Consider the following 17756-nt stretch of genomic DNA (forward strand, 5'->3'; position numbering starts at 1 on the left):
GGGGCTCCCACGCGAGATCGTCGCTCCGCGCGCTCAACCGGCCGAGCGCATACCGTGGGCGCCATCCGAACGCCGAAAGCGAGACACCATGGCAGCCTCCGCCTCCCATGCCCCCTCTCCGCGCCGTCGCCTGCGGATCGGCATCGGCGGCATGCACATCGAATCCAGCACCTTCAGCCCCCACCGCGCCGGCTACGACGACTTCCGGGTCACCCGTGGCGACGACCTGCTGGGCCGCTACGGCTGGACCCATCCGGACGGCGACCTCTCCGAACGCGTCGAATGGGTGCCCCTCGTGCACGCCGTCTCGCTCCCCGGCGGGCCCGTCGAGCCCGCGACGTACGCCCGCCTCAAGGCCGAACTCACCGACCGCATCCGGGCGGCCGGTCCCCTCGACGGGCTGGTGTACGACATCCACGGCGCGATGAGCGTCGTCGGCATGGACGACGCCGAGGGCGATCTCACCGACGCGGTACGGGAGGCCATCGGACCCGACGCGCTGATCTCCGCCGCCATGGATCTGCACGGCAACGTCTCACGCCGCTTCGCCGACCGCCTCGACCTGCTCACCGCGCACCGGCTCGCCCCGCACGAGGACGCCTGGGAAACGCGTGAACGCGCCGCGCGCAAACTCGTCGAACGCCTCACCTCCGGCAAGGGCCGCCCCCACATCGCCTGGGTCCAGATCCCGGTGCTGCTGCCCGGCGAGAAGACCAGCACCCGCCTGGAGCCCGCCGCGTCGCTCTACGGGCGGCTCGCCGCCGTCGAGGCGCTGGACGGTGTCGTGGACGCGGCGATCTGGGTCGGCTACGCCTGGGCCGACGAACCGCGCTGCCGGGCCACGGTGGTCGTCACCGGCGACGACCCCGCGCTCGTCGTCGACCAGGCGCGGTCGCTGGCCCGCGAATACTGGGAGGTGCGCCGCGACTTCACCTTCGCCGGCCCCACCGGCAGCGCCGACGCGTGCATCGCCGACGCCCTCGCCTCCCCCGACCGCCCCTTCCTCATCAGCGACTCCGGCGACAACCCGACCGCGGGCGGCGCGGGCGACCTCGCGTACCTGCTCGGCCGGCTACTCGCCCACGACGACCTCGCCTCCGGCCGCGCCACCGCCCTCCACCCCGGCATCACCGACCCGGCGGCGGTCGCGCGCTGCTTCGCCGCGGGGGTGGGCGCGACGGTCTCGCTCTCGGTCGGCGGACACATCAGCGGTGCCACGGCGCACGGCGGCCCGTACGAACTGACCGGCGAGGTGGTCGCGCTCCGCCCCGGAGACGAGGTCGGCGGCGACCTCGCGGCGGTGCGGCGCGGCGGGGTCACCGTGATCCTCACCAGCCGCCGCAAGCCGTTCCATCGGCCGGCCGACTTCGGGGAGCTGGACCCGCGGACGTACGACCTGGTCGTGGTGAAGATCGGCTACCTGGAGCCGGAGCTGTACGAGATGGCGGCGGACTGGCGGCTCGCCCTGTCCCCGGGCGGGGTGGACCAGGACCTGCTGCGGCTGGGCCACCGCCGGGTGGTGCGGCCGCTGTACCCCTTCGACGAGGAGATGCCGGAGCCGGACCTGACCCCGGTGCTGCTGTAGCCCCACCCGTTCCGCCAGGGGCACCTCCCAGCGGTAGCTGGGGGAGGAACGATCGCCCACCACCAGGTCACATATCCAGCCCCTCCGGCGTTGAGGAGCGGGCGGGGGTGTGGGGCGGAGCCCCCGCCCGGGGCCCCGCGGCGCGGGCCGCGCACACGACGGCGGCGGGGCGCACAGCGCGCGCCCCGCCGCCGACACCGCATCCAGCGGAAAGCGTCAGCCCTCCACGCCCAGCTTCTCCAGGATCAGCTCGCGCACCCGCGCCGCGTCCGCCTGGCCACGCGTGGCCTTCATGACGGCACCGACCAGCGCACCGGCCGCCGCGACCTTGCCGCCGCGGATCTTGTCCGCGATGGCGGCGTTCGCGGCGATCGCCTCGTCCACGGCCGTGCCCAGCGCGCCCTCGTCCGAGACGACCTTCAGGCCGCGAGCGGCCACGACCTCGTCCGGGGAGCCCTCGCCCGCCAGCACGCCCTCGATGGTCTGGCGGGCCAGCTTGTCGTTGAGGGAGCCCTCGTCGACCAGGGCGCAGACCCGGGCGACCTGGGCCGGGGTGATGGGGAGGGCGGCCGGCTCGACGCCCTCCTCGTTGGCCCGGCGGGCCAGCTCGCCCATCCACCACTTGCGCGCGGCACCGGCGTCCGCGCCCGCGTCGATCGTCGCGGTGATGAGGTCGATGGCGCCCGCGTTGAGGACGGACTGCATCTCGTGGTGCGAGATGCCCCATTCCTCCCGCAGCCGGGTGCGCCGCACCCGTGGCAGCTCGGGGAGGCCGGCCCGCAGCTTCTCGACCCACTCGCGCGAGGGAGCGACCGGCACCAGGTCCGGCTCGGGGAAGTACCGGTAGTCCTCGGCCTCTTCCTTGACCCGGCCGGACGTCGTGGAGCCGTCCTCCTCGTGGAAGTGACGGGTCTCCTGGATGATCGTCCCGCCGTCGCCCAGCACCGCGGCGTGGCGCTGGATCTCGAAGCGGGCGGCGCGCTCGACGGACCGCAGCGAGTTGACGTTCTTCGTCTCGGAGCGGGTGCCGAACTTCTCGGCGCCGTGCGGCCGCAGCGACAGGTTCACGTCGCACCGCATCTGGCCCATCTCCATGCGCGCCTCGGAGACCCCGAGCGCCTTGATGAGTTCGCGCAGTTCGGCGACGTACGCCCGGGCGACCTCGGGGGCCTTCTCCCCGGCTCCGACGATCGGCTTGGTGACGATCTCGATGAGCGGGATCCCGGCCCGGTTGTAGTCCAGGAGGGAGTGCGAGGCGCCGTGGATGCGGCCGGTCGCGCCACCCACGTGGGTGGACTTGCCGGTGTCCTCCTCCATGTGGGCGCGCTCGATCTCGACGCGGAAGATCTCACCGTCGACCTCGACGTCCAGATAGCCGTTGAAGGCGATCGGCTCGTCGTACTGCGAGGTCTGGAAGTTCTTCGGCATGTCCGGATAGAAGTAGTTCTTCCGGGCGAAGCGGCACCATTCGGCGATCTCGCAGTTCAGCGCGAGACCGATCTTGATGGCCGACTCGACGCCGGTCGCGTTGACGACGGGCAGCGAGCCGGGCAGGCCGAGGCAGGTGGGGCAGGTCTGCGCGTTGGGCTCGGCGCCCAGGGTGGTGGAACACCCGCAGAACATCTTGGTCTTGGTGCCGAGTTCGACATGGACCTCGAGCCCCATCACGGGCTCGTAGGCGGCCAGGGCGTCCTCGTACGACACCAGTTCAGTGACGGTCACGGAAAACTAACCTCTCAACCCGCGAGGACGTCGTCGTCGCCCAGGCGCTTCAGCTCGCGGACGAGCAGGGCGACGCCGGTGGCGATGGCGGCGGCGGACACCAGCGCGTCGGCCAGCTGCAGCTTGTCGTTCTCGAAGCGGGCCTTCTTGGCCTGCTTGATCACGCTGACCGCGCCGAACAGCGAGGTCGCGATGGACACGTAGGTGCCGGGCTTGGACTTCTTGAAGCCCTTGGCCTTCTGAATCGCACTCATAGCGACGGTGCCTCCTCAAGCAGCGGGTGGCCCCAGCGTTCGGTGAGCGCGGCCTCGACCGCGGCACCGACCCGGTAGAGCCGGTCATCGGCCATGGCGGGAGCGATGATCTGCAGTCCGACCGGCAGACCGTCCTCCGGCGCCAGACCGCAGGGCAGTGACATGGCCGCGTTCCCCGCCAGGTTCGCGGGAATCGTGCACAGGTCGGCGAGATACATCGCCATCGGGTCGTCGGCGCGCTCGCCGATCGGGAAGGCGGTGGTCGGGGTGGTCGGCGAGACCAGCACGTCGACCTGCTCGAACGCCTTCTCGAAGTCCCGGGTGATCAGCGTGCGGACCTTCTGCGCCGAGCCGTAGTACGCGTCGTAGTAGCCGGAGCTGAGCGCGTACGTACCGAGCATGATCCGGCGCTTGACCTCCGCGCCGAAGCCCTCCGCACGGGTGAGCGCGGTGACCTCCTCGGCGGACTTGGTGCCGTCGTCGCCCGACCGCAGGCCGTAGCGCATGGCGTCGAAGCGGGCCAGGTTGGACGAGCACTCCGACGGCGCGATCAGGTAGTACGCCGCCAGGGCCTTGTCGAACGACGGGCAGGAGATCTCCACGATCTCGGCGCCCAGCTCGCGCAGCAGCTCCACCGACTCCTCGAAGCGCTGCATGACGCCGGCCTGGTAGCCCTCGCCCGCGAACTCCTTGACCACGCCGACGCGCATGCCGCGCACGCTGCCGTTGCGGGCGGCCTCGACGACCGCCGGGACCGGGGCGTCGATGGAGGTCGAGTCGAGCGGGTCGTGCCCGGCGATCACCTCGTGCAGCAGCGCCGCGTCCAGCACGGTGCGGGCGCAGGGGCCGCCCTGGTCCAGCGAGGACGAGAAGGCGACCATGCCGTACCGGGAGACCGCCCCGTACGTCGGCTTGACGCCGACCGTGCCGGTGACGGCGGCCGGCTGGCGGATGGAGCCGCCGGTGTCGGTGCCGATGGCCAGCGGCGCCTGGAAGGACGCCAGGGAGGCGGAGGAGCCGCCTCCGGAGCCGCCGGGGATGCGGGTGAGGTCCCACGGGTTGCCGGTGGGCCCGTACGCGCTGTTCTCGGTGGAGGACCCCATGGCGAACTCGTCCATGTTGGTCTTGCCGAGGACGATCACGTCCGCGTCGCGCAGCCGCTGGGTCAGCGTCGCGTCGTACGGCGGGATCCACCCTTCGAGGATCTTGGAGCCGACGGTGGTCGGGATCCCCTTGGTGGTGAAGATGTCCTTGAGCGCGAGCGGAACCCCGGCCAGCGGGCCCAGCTCCTCGCCGCGCGCCCGCTTCTCGTCGACGGCGCGGGCCTGCGCGAGGGCGCCCTCGCGGTCCACGTGCAGGAAGGCGTGCACCTTCTCGTCGACGGCCTCGATACGGGCCAGATGGGCTTCGGTGACCTCGACGGCGGTCAGCTCGCCGGAAGCGACCTTGGCGGCGATCTCCGCCGCGGTGAGCCTGATCAGATCGGTCATGCGGGTCAGTCCTCCCCCAGGATCTGCGGCACCTTGAAACGCTGCTGCTCCTGGGCCGGGGCGCCGGACAGCGCCTCGCTCGGGGTCAGCGACGGACGGACCTCGTCCGGCCGCATGACGTTGGTCAGGGGCAGCGGGTGGGAGGTCGGCGGTACGTCTTGATCGGCGACCTCGGAGACGCGGGCCACCGCGCCGATGATGTCGTCCAGCTGTCCGGCGAAGTGATCCAGCTCTTCGGCCTTCAGCTCCAGACGCGCCAGCCGTGCGAGGTGGGCAACCTCCTCGCGCGTGATGCCAGGCATGCAGCGATCCTCAGGGTGAGTGTGAAGTGTTATTCCGGCCCCAATCCTATGGCGCCCCCCACACTCGGCGCGAAACGCCGCCTTGCGGTGCCGCTCTCAGCCCGGTGGGTTTCGTCGCCGGGTGCGGGCCGGTGGGTGGGTTGTGCCCACCCGTCCCGCCCAGCGGGACGATTGCCCACAATCAGCTACGTCACCGCGTCCTCTTCGGCGGGGGCCGGGGTCCGCTCCTCGCGGCGCCAGCCGCTCTCGCCCCGGGCCCGCAGCCACGCCGTCGTCTCGTCGGGCGGCATCGCCGCGGCCACCAGCCAGCCCTGCACCGCGTCGCAGCCGAGATCCCGCAGCCGCTCCCAGGTCTCGTCGTCCTCGACGCCCTCGGCGACGACCAGCAGCCCCAGCGAATGCGCGAGGTCGACGGTGCAGCGCACGATCTCCGCGTCCTCGTTGTCCACGGCGAGCCGGGCCACGAACGAACGGTCGATCTTCAGCTCGCTCACCGGCAGCCGCCGCAGATGGACGAGGGAGGAATACCCGGTGCCGAAGTCGTCCAGGGACATCTTCACCCCGTGCCCGGTGAGCCCGGCGAGGGTGTCGGCGGCCCGCTGCGGGTCCTCCAGCAGCACGTGCTCCGTTATCTCCAGCTGGAGCGCCCCGGCCGGGACCCCGTGCCGGGCGAGCCGCCCGGCGACGGCACCGGCGAAGCCGGGGGTGTGCACATCGCGCGGCGAGACGTTGACGGCGACCGGCACCTCGAGGCCGTCGGCGCGCCAGCGCGCGACCTGGCCGAGCGCGGTCTCCAGGACGTATTCGGTGAGCCGGGGCATCAGCCCGGAGCTCTCGGCCATGGCGATGAACTCGTCCGGCGGCACCTTCCCCCGGTCCGGGTGCACCCAGCGGACCAGCGCCTCCAGCCCGGCGACATGGCCGTCGAAGCCGACCTTGGGCTGGTAGTGCAGCTCGACGTCGCCCGCGTCCAGGGCGCGCCGCAGATCGCCCAGCAGGCCGAGCCGGTCGGGGGTGTTGCCGTCGCGCCGCGCCTCGTACAGCTCGACGCCGCTGCGGTCCCGCTTGGCCTGGTACATGGCGACGTCCGCGCGGCGCAGCAGCCCCTCGGCGTCGAGGGCGTGGTCGGGGTAGACGGCGACCCCGGCGCTGGCCTCCAGCACCAGGGTCAGCCCGTCCAGGTCGAGCGGCGAGCCGAGGTCGCCGACGAGGACGCGGGCGCTGCGCTGGGCGCTGGTGAGCGAGTCGGTGGTGGGCAGCAGGACGGCGAACTCGTCGCCGCCGAGCCGCGCCACCTCGGCGCCGCGGGGCAGCGCCAGCCGCAGCCGCTCGGCGATCTGGAGCAGCAGCCGGTCGCCCGCCAGATGGCCGAGGGTGTCGTTGACCGAGCGGAAGCGGTCGAGGTCCAGCAGGACGAGCGCGGTGCGGGCCCCGGCCCGCTCGGCCTCGTCCAGCGCGGTCCAGGTGCGCTCCAGCAGCCACTGGCGGTTGGGCAGCCCGGTGAGCGGGTCGCGCAGCTGCTCCTCGGCCCGCACCCGGGCGATCCACAGCGTGGAGTCGAGGGCGACGAGCGGCACCGCGAACAGCGGGAGCAGCAGCGGGGTGTCGCCTGCGACGACGACGATGAGCGGGGAGATGCCGAGCAGCGCGATGCCGACGAGGGCCTGCCGGAGGAGGGCGGTGCGGGCGACGGTGGGCAGCCCGGCGCCGGGGGGTGCGAGGGAGTACCACAGCAGGGAGCGGGTCACCGTGAGGTAGACGAAGGCGGCCAGGATCGTCTGGGGGACGGCGGAGGCCTGCCAGGTGTCGGTGTGCCAGGGCCGTTCGACGGAGGGGGTGGTGCCGAAGGCGGCGAGGGTGAGGGCGGCCGCGCCGACGCCGAGGATGTCGACCGCGCCGTGCAGGGCCGCCTGCCGCCAGCGGTGCCGCCGGGCGGCGCCGACCAGGACGACGACGGCGAGGCTGACGAGGGTGGCGGGCATCCAGCCGTAGAGCAGGAGCGCGGCCAGGGTTAACGCGGCGCCCGATCCGGTGCCGCCCCACCAGCGGTCCCGGCCGAGGGCGACCAGATGGCCGACGATGATTCCGGTGAGGACCGCGAGCGACCAGCCCACGGTGCCGTCGGGAAAGAGCGCATGGCCCGCGTCGAGCACTCGGAATACTCCGATGCCGAGTGCGAAAGCGGCCATGGCGACCGCGGCGGCGGGCAACACGGGCAGCAGAACCCGGCGCAGCCGCGACGCCGGTGCGGCGCTTTCGGTCGGTTTCATACCCGTCCCTCTCACAGCCGGCGGTGCCAGCGCCACGGCAGGCGCACACCTCAACAGTAGGCGGCAGAAGGGGATGGTGGGCGGCGATCGGCAGCGGTTGCCCGAATGCCGCCCGACGATCCATAACCTTCTGGTATGCGCTGTAAGGGTGATGCCCGCTGGCTGTGCCCGGGAAGTGCTCCCAGTCGTATTCCGGCCAGCTTTGAACTGTTGTGGAGCCCAAGATGGCCGGACTACTGCGCCGTACGGGTGGTGGGACTACTCCTCGTGAGCGACCTGACTACCCCTCGGACTTCTCTCCCGGCTCTTCCGCCGCCTCTCCCCCGGTCTCCTCCGGTGGTGTTACGGCGACCTCGCGGGCGGCGTCGGGGCCCTGTTCGAGGAGGACGCCAAATCCGTCGTCATCGAGCACGGGGACCTTCAACTGCATGGCCTTGTCGTACTTCGATCCGGGATTGTCGCCGACGACCACGAAATCGGTCTTTTTCGAAACAGAGCCGGTGACTTTCGCACCACGGTTCTGCAGCGCCTCCTTGGCGCCGTCCCGGGTGTGCGATTCCAACGTGCCCGTGACCACCACGGTCAGCCCCTTGAGCGGCAGCGGACCCTCGTCCTCGCCCGCCTCCTCCTCCAGGCGCACCCCGGCGCGCCGCCACTTCTCCACGATCTCGCGGTGCCAGTCGACGGCGAACCACTGCTTCACGGAGGCGGCGATGATTCCGCCGACGCCCTCGGTGGCCGCCAGCTCCTCCTCGTCGGCCTCGGCGATCCGGTCCAGCGAGCGGAATTCCCGGGCCAGCGCGGCTGCCGCGACCGGGCCGACGTGACGGATCGAAAGGCCGGTGATGATCCGGGCCAGCGGACGCTGCTTGGCGGCCTCGATATTGGCCAGCATCGCCAGGGCGTTCTTCTTCGCCTCGCCCTTCTGGGTGGCGAAGAAGGTGACGACCTTCTCCTCGCCCGACTCCGGATCACGCTTGGGCAGCCCGCTGTCCGGATCCATCACATACGAGCGGATGGGCAACAATTGTTCGATCTTCAGATCGAACAGATCGCCCTCGTCCCTCAGCGGCGGCTCGCTGGGCTCCAGCGGCTGGGTGAGGGCGGCCGCGGCGACATAACCGAGGTTCTCGATGTCCAGGGATTTCCGCCCCGCGAGATAGAAAATCCGCTCGCGCAGCTGCGCCGGGCAGGACCGGCCGTTGGGACACCGCAGATCGACGTCGCCCTCCTTGGCGGGCTGCAGCGGGGTCCCGCACTCCGGGCACTCGGCGGGCATCACGAATTCGCGCTCGCTGCCGTCCCGCAGATCGGCGACCGGACCCAGGATTTCCGGAATGACATCGCCCGCTTTACGCAGCACCACGGTGTCACCGATCAGCACACCTTTGGCCTTGACCACGTCCTGGTTGTGCAGTGTCGCGAATTCGACCTCCGAGCCCGCGACTGTGATCGGCTCAACCACCGCATAAGGCGTCACCCGCCCCGTGCGCCCCACGCCCACCCGGATGTCGACCAGCTTGGTGTTGACCTCCTCCGGCGGGAACTTCCACGCGATCGCCCAGCGCGGCGCCCGGGAGGTGGAGCCGAGCCGACCCTGCAGCGGGATCTCGTCCAGCTTGATGACCGCGCCGTCGATCTCGTGCTCCACCGAGTGCCGGTGCTCGTTGTCCCCGTAGTACGCGATGTACTCGCGCACGCCCTCGATCGTGTTCACGACCTTGAAGTGGGCCGCGGTCGGCAGCCCCCACTCGTGCAGCAGCTCGTACGCCTGGGACAGCCGGTCGATGGCGAAGCCCTCGCGCGCGCCGATCCCGTGGACCACCATGTCCAGCGGGCGGCTGGCGGTGATCTTCGGGTCCTTCTGGCGCAGCGAACCCGCCGCCGCGTTCCTCGGGTTGGCGAACGGCGGCTTGCCCGCCTCCACCAGCCGCGCGTTCAGCTCGTCGAACGCCTTCCTGGGCAGGAAGACCTCGCCGCGCACCTCCACCAGCGCCGGGACGCGGTCGCCCTCCAGCCGGTTGGGGATCTTGGCGATGGTGCGCACGTTGGGGGTGATGTCCTCGCCGGTGCGCCCGTCGCCACGGGTCGCGGCGCGGGTCAGCCGCCCGTGCTCATAGGTGAGGTTGACCGCGAGGCCGTCCACCTTCAGCTCGCACAGGAAGTGGTACGCGCCGGTGCCCAGCTCCTTGGCGATGCGGTCGGCCCAGGTGCCCAGCTCGTCGTCGTCGAACGCGTTGTCCAGGCTGAGCATCCTCTCCCGGTGCTCGACCTCCGTGAACTCCGTCTCGTACGCCCCCGCGACCTTCTGGGTGGGCGAATCGGGCGTCCGCAGCTCGGGATGGTCCTCCTCCAGAGCCTCCAGCCTGCGCAGGAGCCTGTCGAACTCCGCGTCGCTGACGATCGGGGCGTCCTTCACGTAGTACCGGAAGCGGTGCTCCTCGACCTGCTCAGCGAGCTTGGCGTGCTCATCCCGTGCCTCTGAGGGCACCGTCGACTGTTCGCCGGCCACGTGTCGTCCTTCCGTCACTCAGCCTGTCACTCAGGGTTGTCCGCGAGCGATCTCGCCGCCCGGACACAGTGGGCCAGCGCGGCGCGCGCGTACGCGGGCGAAGCGCCCGCGAGCCCGCACGACGGCGTGATCACCACGGACTCCGCGAGAGACCCCGGTGACAGCCCCAGCCTGCGCCACAGCGTCCTGACACCCCCGACGCTACCGGCAGGGTCCGACAACGCGGCGTCGATGCCGGGTACGGCGCCGACGAACAGCGCCGTTCCCCCTTCCACCGCCTCCCCGATCGCCTCCTCCTCACGCTCCGTGAGCAGCGAGAAATCGAACGAGATCCCGCTCGCCCCGGACCGCCGCAGCAGCCCGAACGGCACCCCCGGCGCGCACGAGTGCACCACCACCGGCGCCTCGGCCGCCGCCACCAGATCCCGCAGGCCGCCCTCCACCACGCCCCGGTCCACCGCGGCGTGGGTGCGGTAGCCGCTGGCGGTACGGACGGTTCCGGTCAGCACCGCCGTCAGCGACGGCTCGTCCAGCTGCAGCACCACCTCGGCGCCGGGCAGCCTGCGGCGCACCTCCGCCAGATGCGCGCGCACGCCCTCGGCCAGCGAGGCCGTCAGATCGCGGCAGGCCCCCGGGTCGCTCAGCGCGGCCTCCCCGTTCCGCAGCTCCAGGCTCGCCGCCAGCGTCCACGGCCCGACGGCCGACACCTTGAGCGCCCCGCGGTGGCCTTGGGCGAACTCCTCCAGCGCGTCCAGGTCCTCCCCCAGCCAGGACCGCGCCCGCCGGGTGTCCCGCCCCGGCCGGTCGCCGATCCGCCAGCCGCTCGGCTCCACGTGCGCGTACACCTCGACGAGCATCCCGGCGGTCCGCCCGATCATGTCCGCCCCGGGCCCCCGCGCGGGCAGCTCCGGCAGATACGGCAAGGCCTCAAGCGACCCGGTGACGGTTTTCGCGGCCTCCCGCGCGTCCCCGCCCGGCATCGACCCGACCCCGGTCGCGGTCCCCGCGCCCCAGCTGTGTTTCTTCGTCTCGCTCACCCCGGCAAGGGTAGGCGGTGATCGCCACTGGCTAAGGTGTCATGATCACGCCGCAGGAACAGGGGGGTTCATGGGCATGCCGAACGGGCGGTCGCGCCGGTCGCTGGGGTTGTCACTCGTGCTCGTGCTGGCCGTCGGCGCCGGGGTGACCTGGTGGCTGACGCGGGGGCCGGACGCGTACGGGGAACGGGTCAGCGGGCCGCACGGCGCGTACCCCTCCTTCCGCACCGGCGCCCCGGCCGCACCCGGCCGCGTCATACGGAAGGTCGACGACGCGGTGGCGATCGCGGGCGGGCTCTCCTTCCACGAGTCCGACGAGAACGACAAGGGCTCCCCCCAGGGCCTGACCGCCCGCAACCTGCGCACCGGCAAGACCTACTGGCACTACGAACGGGACGGGCAGAGCATCGAGGCGGTGCGGGTCGCGGACGGCACCGCCCTCCTGCGCTATCGCGACGGCGTGCTGGTCGCCGTCGATCTGCGGTCCGGCGAGCGCCGCTGGCACCAGGATCTCCCCGAGGAGCGCCGATCCGGCGACGGGTTGTGGATCGCGAACGGCGTCGTCGCGATGTACACCGAGGACAAGCTGGTCGCGTTCGATCTGAAGTCCGGCAAGCGGTCGTGGACCGCCGAGGTTCCCCAGTCCTGCCGCCTCGACAGCGTCCGGTACATCCTGCCCACCGCCTTCGGCGTCGAGGCCACCTGCGGCGGTGGACCCCTCGCCGAAGGCGTCGTCCTGGGGATCGACGCCCGGCGCGGCACGGTGCGCTGGCGTCATCCCGACTTGATGGGCGGTCTCCGTTATCTGGACCTCACCGACCACACCGTGTTCGCGCCCTATTGGAGGGACGAGAAGCACGCGGCCGTGATCGACGTCTCCGGAGCCAAGCCGACCATCCGCGCCGTGCCCAATCCGGACCTGGACTGGGACGGGCAGGACGGCACCGTCGTGACGACGACGTTCGGGAAGGAGGGCAAGCTATGGAGAGGGGACAACGTACTGCGGGCACGCGGCGCGGAGGACGGACGCGTCCGGTGGACCCACCACGCGCCGAAGGACCGGCGGTTCGGGCGGACGCTGGTCACGGAGGGCCGGGTGTACGTCGTGGAGCAGCCGCAGGAGGACCGCGACCACAGGGCCGAGCCCGGCCCCACCCGGCTGCTGGTCCTTGACCTGGCGACCGGGAAGACGCTGCACACCGCCCCCGTGCCCGCGCCCGCCCACCACGACTACGTCGACACCCTCGACGCCTGGGTGGTGCGGGACGGCGTCGTGGCCGTCGCGTGGGATGCCGACACCCCCTACTACGACCCCGTCGACGTCACCATCCTCGGCGGCTGACGGACGGCTCCGGGCTCAGCCGCGCGGGCGGATCTGGAGGTCCGTGATCTCCGCGTCGTGCGGGAGGTCGAGGGCGGTGAGGACGGTCGTCGCCACGGTCTCGGGCGCGATCCAGCGCTCCGCGTCGTACTCCTTGCCCTCCTGCTGATGCACCTTCACCTGCATCGGCGTCGCCGTGCGCCCCGGGTAGACGGTCGTCACGCGCACACCGTTGCCGCTCTCCTCCCAGCGCAGCGCGTCGGCCAGCGCCTTCAGGCCGTGCTTGCTGGCCGCGTACGCGCCCCACTGGGCGTTGGCGCGCAGGCCCGCGCCGGAGTTGACGAAGACGACATGGCCCTGCGCCAGCCGGAGCTGCGGCAGGAGCAGCCGGGTCAGCTCGGCGGGCGAGACGAGGTTGGCGGCGAGCTGCCGGTTCCACGCCTTGGGCGTCAGCTCGCCGATCTCGCCGAGGTCGACCACGCCCGCGATGTGCAGCAGCGAGTCCAGCCGCTCGGGCAGCGCCTGGTGGCTCAGCGCCCACGACAGCTTCTCCGGGTCCCCCAGGTCACCGACGACCGTACGCACCCCCGGGAACCGCCCGGCCAGCTCCTTCGCCCGGCCGGCGTCCCGCGCCAGCAGCCACAGCTCGTCGCCCCGCTCGGCCAGCCGCTCGGTGACCGCCGCGCCGATGCCCGAGCCTGCCCCAGTGATCAAATGCGTTCCCATGCCCCCAGCTTGCCGCACCGGCTCCGGCCCCACGGCATCGCCCTCCGGGCGCGACGCTAGACCTTCACGCTTTGGTTTGAGGATCTTACGAAACCCATTGACACTCGCTTCGACCCTGCGTTAGAACTTCTTACGAACACGAGAAGCCCTAACCTGTTCTGGAGGTCCTGATGCCGCGCATCCGCCCGTTAGCCACCTTGTTCGCGATCCCGCTCGCGGTAGCCGCCGCCCTCGGAATGGCCACCCCGCCCGCCCAGGCCGCCTCCGGCGGTGCGTCCACATGCCGGGGACAAGGCGTCGACCCCGCAGCGCAGATCCGCCACCGGACCGACACCGTGATCAAGGCGCCGCTCAGCACCGTCTGGAAGCTGCAGACGGATGTGGAGCGCTGGCCCGCCTGGCAGGCCCCCGTCCTCACCATGAAGCGCCTCGACCCGGGCCCCCTGCGGAAAGGGTCGCGGTTCCGGTGGACCACCCCGGCGCCCGCCACCCCCACGACACCCGAGACCACCCTGAGCATCACCTCGACCGTCCGCCAACTCCAGCGCGGCTCCTGCATCCTGTGGAAGGGACCTGCGATCGGTGAAGGACTCCGCATCGACGAGGGTGTCCACCTGTGGACCTTCACCCAGGTCAGGGGCGGCGTGCGGGTGCACACCGAGGAGACATGGACCGGTGAGCAGGTCGAAGCCGATGTCCCCACCGCGACCGAGGCCCTTGGCCGGGGCCTCGAACAGTGGCTACGCGACCTGAAGGCCACCGCCGAAGCGGATCAGACCGACTCCAGGTAGGTCATGGCCTCCACGCCGTTCTCCGCGAAGTGCACCAGCTCGCTGAGAGGACGCGGCAGGAAGCCTTCCGCTTCCATCCGCTGGAACTGCTGCTTCAGCCCGTCGTAGAACCCCGCCGCGTTCAGCAGCACGACCGGCTTGATGTGCAGCCCGTGCTTCTTCAGCTCCAGGATCTCCGTCGCCTCGTCCAGCGTCCCGGTCCCGCCCACCATGATCACCACCGCGTCGGCGCGGGCGAGGAGCTGTGCCTTGCGCTCGGCGAGGTCCTTGGCGATCACCATTTCGTCGGCGTTCTCCCGGGCCCGGTCGGCCAGGAACTCCACCGAGATCCCGACCAGCCGCCCGCCGTGCTCCTGCACCCCATCGGCCATGACCTTCATCAGCCCGACGTCCGACCCGCCCCAGACGAGGGTGTGCCCACCCTTGCCGATCAGCTCGGCGAACTCCCGGGCGGGGGTGGTGTACCGGTCGTCGAGGTCGGCGGCGGAGCAGAAGACGCAGATGTTCATGCCCGTCACTCTACGAGCCGGGCCGGGCACCTTCACGGCTCCGCGCCACGCGGATCGCGTCGCACAGGGCCTCGGAGAGGCGAGCGGAGAGGAAGCGGAATTCGCCGAGCGGGACTTTGGGGTCGGCGAGCATCGCCCGAGCGTGTGCCAGGAGTTCGTCGCCGGTGGAGAGCTGCATGGCCTCGACCTCGTCGGCGAGGGCGGATACGGGGCCGTCGCCGTCGGTGGAGAGATAGCACGGGCGGCCGTCGTCAGTCGTCCAGGGTAGCAAGCGGAGATCGGTCGGTGAGGTGACTTCGTGTGACATGTGCCTACTGTCACGGGTCGCGTCTAGCCTGGTCGCGGAATCGGCGTAACGGTGCGTGACGGGTTCGCGACCGTGCGATCTGTGCGATGGGGAGGGAAGCGTTGACCGAGCGGAAGAAGAAGCCGTCACTGGCCGCGAAGGTCTTCGGAGCGCAGTCCCGCATGATGCGGGAACGGCTCGGGTGGACCATGAAGGACCTGGAGAAGCGGATTCCGTATACGGAGTCGATGATCGCCAAGGTGGAGCGCGGCGAGCGGGTGCCGAAGCCGCCGTATGTGGTGGCGGTGGACGAAGCGCTGGCCGCGCAGGGGTTGCTGATCGAAGCGGCGAAGCTGCTGTGGCAGGACGGCCCGCCGGAATGGACTCAGGAGTACCGCGAGTTGCAGGCGGAGGCCTTGTCGCTGTGGGTGTACTCCACGCACATCCTGCACGGGTTGCTCCAAACCGAGGACTACGCACGGGCAGTGTTCCGGTCCGTACGCCCCAGCCTGGACGAGGAGGGAGTTGAGCTCGCCGTGCAGAGGCGGCTGGCGACACAACAGCTCCTGCACCGCAAGCCTGCTCCCAGGCTGGTCTTCGTCCTGGAAGAGGCCGTGCTGCGGAAGATGACCGGCGGCCAGCAGGTCTGGGAGGGCCAGTTACGCCATCTGATGAAGTGCACCGAACTCCACAACCTCCAGCTACAGATCATGCCGAACTCCCGCGAGACAAACGCTGGCGTCGAGGGCCCGTTTGTCTTGCTGGAGACGCCAGACCACCGCACGCTTGGTTACGTTTCCGGCCAGCAGGGCAGCTACTTTCTCGCTGACCTTGAAGACGTGAGCATGCTCAGCCATCGCTATGGCACGATCCAGTCGCAAGCACTCGACCCCGAGTCATCGGTGGCCTTCATCGAGCGATTGTTGGCAGGAGACGAATGAACACCGAACTGGTTTGGTTCAAGAGCAGCTACAGCGGCGGACAGGACGAAGCCTGCGTCGAAATCGCCGTCGCATGGCACAAGTCCAGCTACAGCGGCGCCCAAGGCGAAGCATGCGTCGAGGTCGCCGCGTGCCCCGGCGCCGTACATGTCCGCGACTCCAAGGACACCGCGATACCGGCCCTCACCGTCCCCGCACCCGCCTGGGCGGCCTTCGTCGCCTTCGCCGCCGCGCGCGACGCGGACTGATTGTCAGTGGCCCCTCCTACGGTCTGAGCAGTGGGACCCGGCGGGCAAGGCCGCGGGTCCGTCCTGAGGAGGGGTCTGCCGTGTCGACGACGTATCTGGAGCTGTCGCAGGAAGGCGAAGGCGCGCACAAGTTCTACGAGGTCGCCGTCGACGGGCTGACCGTGACGGTGCGGTACGGGCGGATCGGCGCCGCCGGGCAGACGCAGACATCGACGTTCGCCACGGCGGAGAAGGCGAACGCCGCCGCCGCGAAGAAGCTCGGGGAGAAGGTCCGCAAGGGGTACGCCCCCGCCGTTCCCGGGCAGCGGGCCCCGCGCCGGGTGACCCGGCGCCAGGTGACCTCCGCTCCGTCCACCGCGCGTGCCGTGGCTCCCGTGCTGTGGCGGTTCCGTACCGGCTCGTCGGCCTTCGGCATCCACGTCGATGACGACCGGTGCTGGGTCGGCAACCAGGCGGGGGATGTCTTCACCCTGGACCACGACGGTGGCGTCCTCGCCCACTTCAACCTGCCGGACGGGGTGAAGTGCCTGGTCGCCGACGACTTCTGGATCTACGCGGGCTGTGACGACGGCAAGGTCTACGACCTGTCCTCGAAGCTGCCGTTCGCGGCGTACGACATCGCGGCCGACATCGACATCTTCTGGCTGGACATCCATGAGGGCGTCCTCAACGTCTCGGACCAGGACGGCCGGCTCACCGTCATCGACCACGAGGACGAGCACCAGTGGGCCCGCCGCAGCGTGGGCCGGGGCGGCTGGATGGTCCGCGCCGATGGCCGGGCCGTCTACCACGGCCACGAACAGGGCGTCACCGCCTACGCTCCCGACGGCGGCGGCGAGCTGTGGCACAGGCAGACGACGGGCAGCGTTCTGTTCGGCTGGCAGGAGGACGACAGCGTGTACGCGGGGACCGGGCGCCACGTGGTCCAGCGGCTGTCGAAGGCGACCGGCGTGATCGAGGCGACCTATGCCTGCGACGGCGCGGTGTACTCGTGCGCCACCTCGCCCGGTGGGCGGTTCGTCTTCGCCGGTGACTCGGCATCGTCCGTCTACTGCTTCGACCAGGACGGCACACGCCTGTGGAAGCTCGGCACGGGCGGGGGCTCGGCGCTGTCGATGCAGTACCGCGACGACCGGTTGTACCTGGTGACCACGGACGGCTCGCTGGTGTGCGTGGACGCGAGTGAGGCGGCCATCTCGGCGGCGCATCAGGGCACGGTCCCGGCGGTGCGGGACGTCAAGCTCGCCGCCGCGCTGCCGACCTACGCCCCGGCCACGGCCGTGGGATCGGTGGCCACCGTCGCCCAGCCCCCGGCCGGGTCGGTCGTCGTCGAGTGCGTCCAGGACGGTGGCCGGGTCCGGGTGCGCGTGGTGTCCGAGGGCTACGACCCGTCCTGGAAGGTCCAGTTCCCGCGCGCGATACGGGAGCCGGGGGCGCGCTATGTCGTGGACACGCTGCACGCGGCGGCCGGGGGCTTCTACCGGGTCCGCGGTGACATCCGGCGGCTGCTCTGACGGACGACCGGATGCCGGGCCCCCGTCGCCCGGTGCGGCGGAGCCAGGCGCCGGGCAGCCGACAGCCGGTGGCGCGGCGCCCTACCAAAGAACCCCGGTAGAGAACTCCCACCCACCCACCCGCCCAACTCATCACCCCATCGGGTGACTTGGGCGCGAATATGCCAAGAGTCGGGTTAGTCTCGCCGCAACAACCTCACAACGACGTCGGCCCCCGCCGGGACTGCCATCCCAAGGCGAGGGCCTGA

Annotated in this window: 16 protein-coding genes; 6 read left to right on the top strand and 10 right to left on the bottom strand. The window is 71.1% G+C overall.

The features are described 5' to 3' along the window. Positions 1–88 precede the first annotated feature (88 nt). Entirely contained in the window at positions 89–1585 is a 1497-nt protein-coding gene (locus ABZ562_RS14615; protein WP_361478190.1) for a M81 family metallopeptidase, read from the top strand. Positions 1586–1801: 216 nt separating this feature from the next. Here the strand turns inward: ABZ562_RS14615 and gatB are convergent, their stop codons facing one another. From gatB to ABZ562_RS14650, 7 genes are all read right to left on the bottom strand, one after another. Then, positions 1802–3307 carry an Asp-tRNA(Asn)/Glu-tRNA(Gln) amidotransferase subunit GatB gene (gene gatB, locus ABZ562_RS14620; RefSeq protein WP_361478193.1) on the bottom strand — a complete coding sequence of 502 codons (1506 nt, stop codon included), beginning with the start codon at positions 3305–3307 and terminating at the stop codon, positions 1802–1804. Between the two features lie 14 nt (positions 3308–3321). Continuing rightward, positions 3322–3561, bottom strand: a complete 240-nt coding sequence (locus ABZ562_RS14625) for a hypothetical protein (protein ID WP_055547413.1) — start codon at positions 3559–3561, stop codon at positions 3322–3324. Beyond that, a complete protein-coding gene (gatA, locus tag ABZ562_RS14630; RefSeq protein ID WP_361478196.1) occupies positions 3558–5051 on the bottom strand; it encodes an Asp-tRNA(Asn)/Glu-tRNA(Gln) amidotransferase subunit GatA in 1494 nt (497 codons plus the stop codon). Before gatA ends, ABZ562_RS14625 begins: the two co-directional genes overlap by 4 nt. 5 nt (positions 5052–5056) lie before the next feature. Further along, entirely contained in the window at positions 5057–5353 is a 297-nt protein-coding gene (gatC, locus tag ABZ562_RS14635; RefSeq protein WP_361478199.1) for an Asp-tRNA(Asn)/Glu-tRNA(Gln) amidotransferase subunit GatC, read from the bottom strand. Between the two features lie 185 nt (positions 5354–5538). Then, a complete protein-coding gene (locus ABZ562_RS14640; RefSeq protein ID WP_361478202.1) occupies positions 5539–7623 on the bottom strand; it encodes a bifunctional diguanylate cyclase/phosphodiesterase in 2085 nt (694 codons plus the stop codon). A 280-nt stretch (positions 7624–7903) separates the two neighbouring features. Beyond that, on the bottom strand, positions 7904–10135 hold the full coding sequence (gene ligA / locus ABZ562_RS14645) for an NAD-dependent DNA ligase LigA (RefSeq protein WP_361478204.1): 2232 nt from the start codon (positions 10133–10135) through the stop codon (positions 7904–7906). A gap of 26 nt (positions 10136–10161) precedes the next feature. After that, positions 10162–11172 (bottom strand): methionine synthase, encoded by a 1011-nt coding sequence (locus ABZ562_RS14650; RefSeq protein ID WP_361478207.1) that lies wholly within the window; start codon positions 11170–11172, stop codon positions 10162–10164. A gap of 70 nt (positions 11173–11242) precedes the next feature. On the opposite strand from ABZ562_RS14650, the gene ABZ562_RS14655 reads away from it, so the two are divergent. Continuing rightward, the gene (locus tag ABZ562_RS14655) at positions 11243–12514 is read left to right on the top strand and encodes a PQQ-binding-like beta-propeller repeat protein (RefSeq protein WP_361478209.1); all 1272 of its coding nucleotides are present in this window, start codon (positions 11243–11245) and stop codon (positions 12512–12514) included. A 15-nt stretch (positions 12515–12529) separates the two neighbouring features. Here ABZ562_RS14655 and ABZ562_RS14660 read toward each other — a convergent pair whose 3' ends face one another. Further along, the gene (locus ABZ562_RS14660) at positions 12530–13219 is read right to left on the bottom strand and encodes an SDR family oxidoreductase (protein ID WP_361478212.1); all 690 of its coding nucleotides are present in this window, start codon (positions 13217–13219) and stop codon (positions 12530–12532) included. 170 nt (positions 13220–13389) lie between these two features. Between ABZ562_RS14660 and ABZ562_RS14665 the strand changes: the two genes are divergently transcribed. Then, positions 13390–14010 (top strand): SRPBCC family protein, encoded by a 621-nt coding sequence (locus ABZ562_RS14665; RefSeq protein WP_361478215.1) that lies wholly within the window; start codon positions 13390–13392, stop codon positions 14008–14010. On the opposite strand, the gene ABZ562_RS14670 is transcribed toward ABZ562_RS14665, so the two are convergent. Beyond that, positions 13992–14519: a TIGR00730 family Rossman fold protein gene (locus tag ABZ562_RS14670; RefSeq protein WP_361478218.1), complete on the bottom strand. Its 528-nt coding sequence runs from the start codon at positions 14517–14519 to the stop codon at positions 13992–13994. The two genes, ABZ562_RS14665 and ABZ562_RS14670, sit on opposite strands and share 19 nt — an antisense overlap. A 10-nt stretch (positions 14520–14529) precedes the next feature. Beyond that, complete coding sequence (locus ABZ562_RS14675; RefSeq protein WP_361478221.1) at positions 14530–14826, bottom strand: hypothetical protein; 297 nt, start codon at positions 14824–14826, stop codon at positions 14530–14532. 101 nt (positions 14827–14927) lie between these two features. Here ABZ562_RS14675 and ABZ562_RS14680 point away from each other — a divergent pair, with 101 nt between their 5' ends. From ABZ562_RS14680 to ABZ562_RS14690, 3 genes are all read left to right on the top strand, one after another. Then, positions 14928–15746, top strand: coding sequence for a helix-turn-helix transcriptional regulator (locus tag ABZ562_RS14680; RefSeq protein ID WP_361478224.1), 819 nt, complete (start codon positions 14928–14930; stop codon positions 15744–15746). After that, positions 15743–15994, top strand: coding sequence for a DUF397 domain-containing protein (locus tag ABZ562_RS14685; RefSeq protein WP_361478227.1), 252 nt, complete (start codon positions 15743–15745; stop codon positions 15992–15994). Before ABZ562_RS14680 ends, ABZ562_RS14685 begins: the two co-directional genes overlap by 4 nt. Before the next feature lie 80 nt (positions 15995–16074). Beyond that, entirely contained in the window at positions 16075–17508 is a 1434-nt protein-coding gene (locus tag ABZ562_RS14690) for a WGR domain-containing protein (RefSeq protein ID WP_361478230.1), read from the top strand. The last annotated feature ends 248 nt before the right edge of the window (positions 17509–17756 follow it).

Source organism: Streptomyces sp. NPDC019937, assembly GCF_040631655.1.
GTDB lineage: Bacteria > Actinomycetota > Actinomycetes > Streptomycetales > Streptomycetaceae > Streptomyces.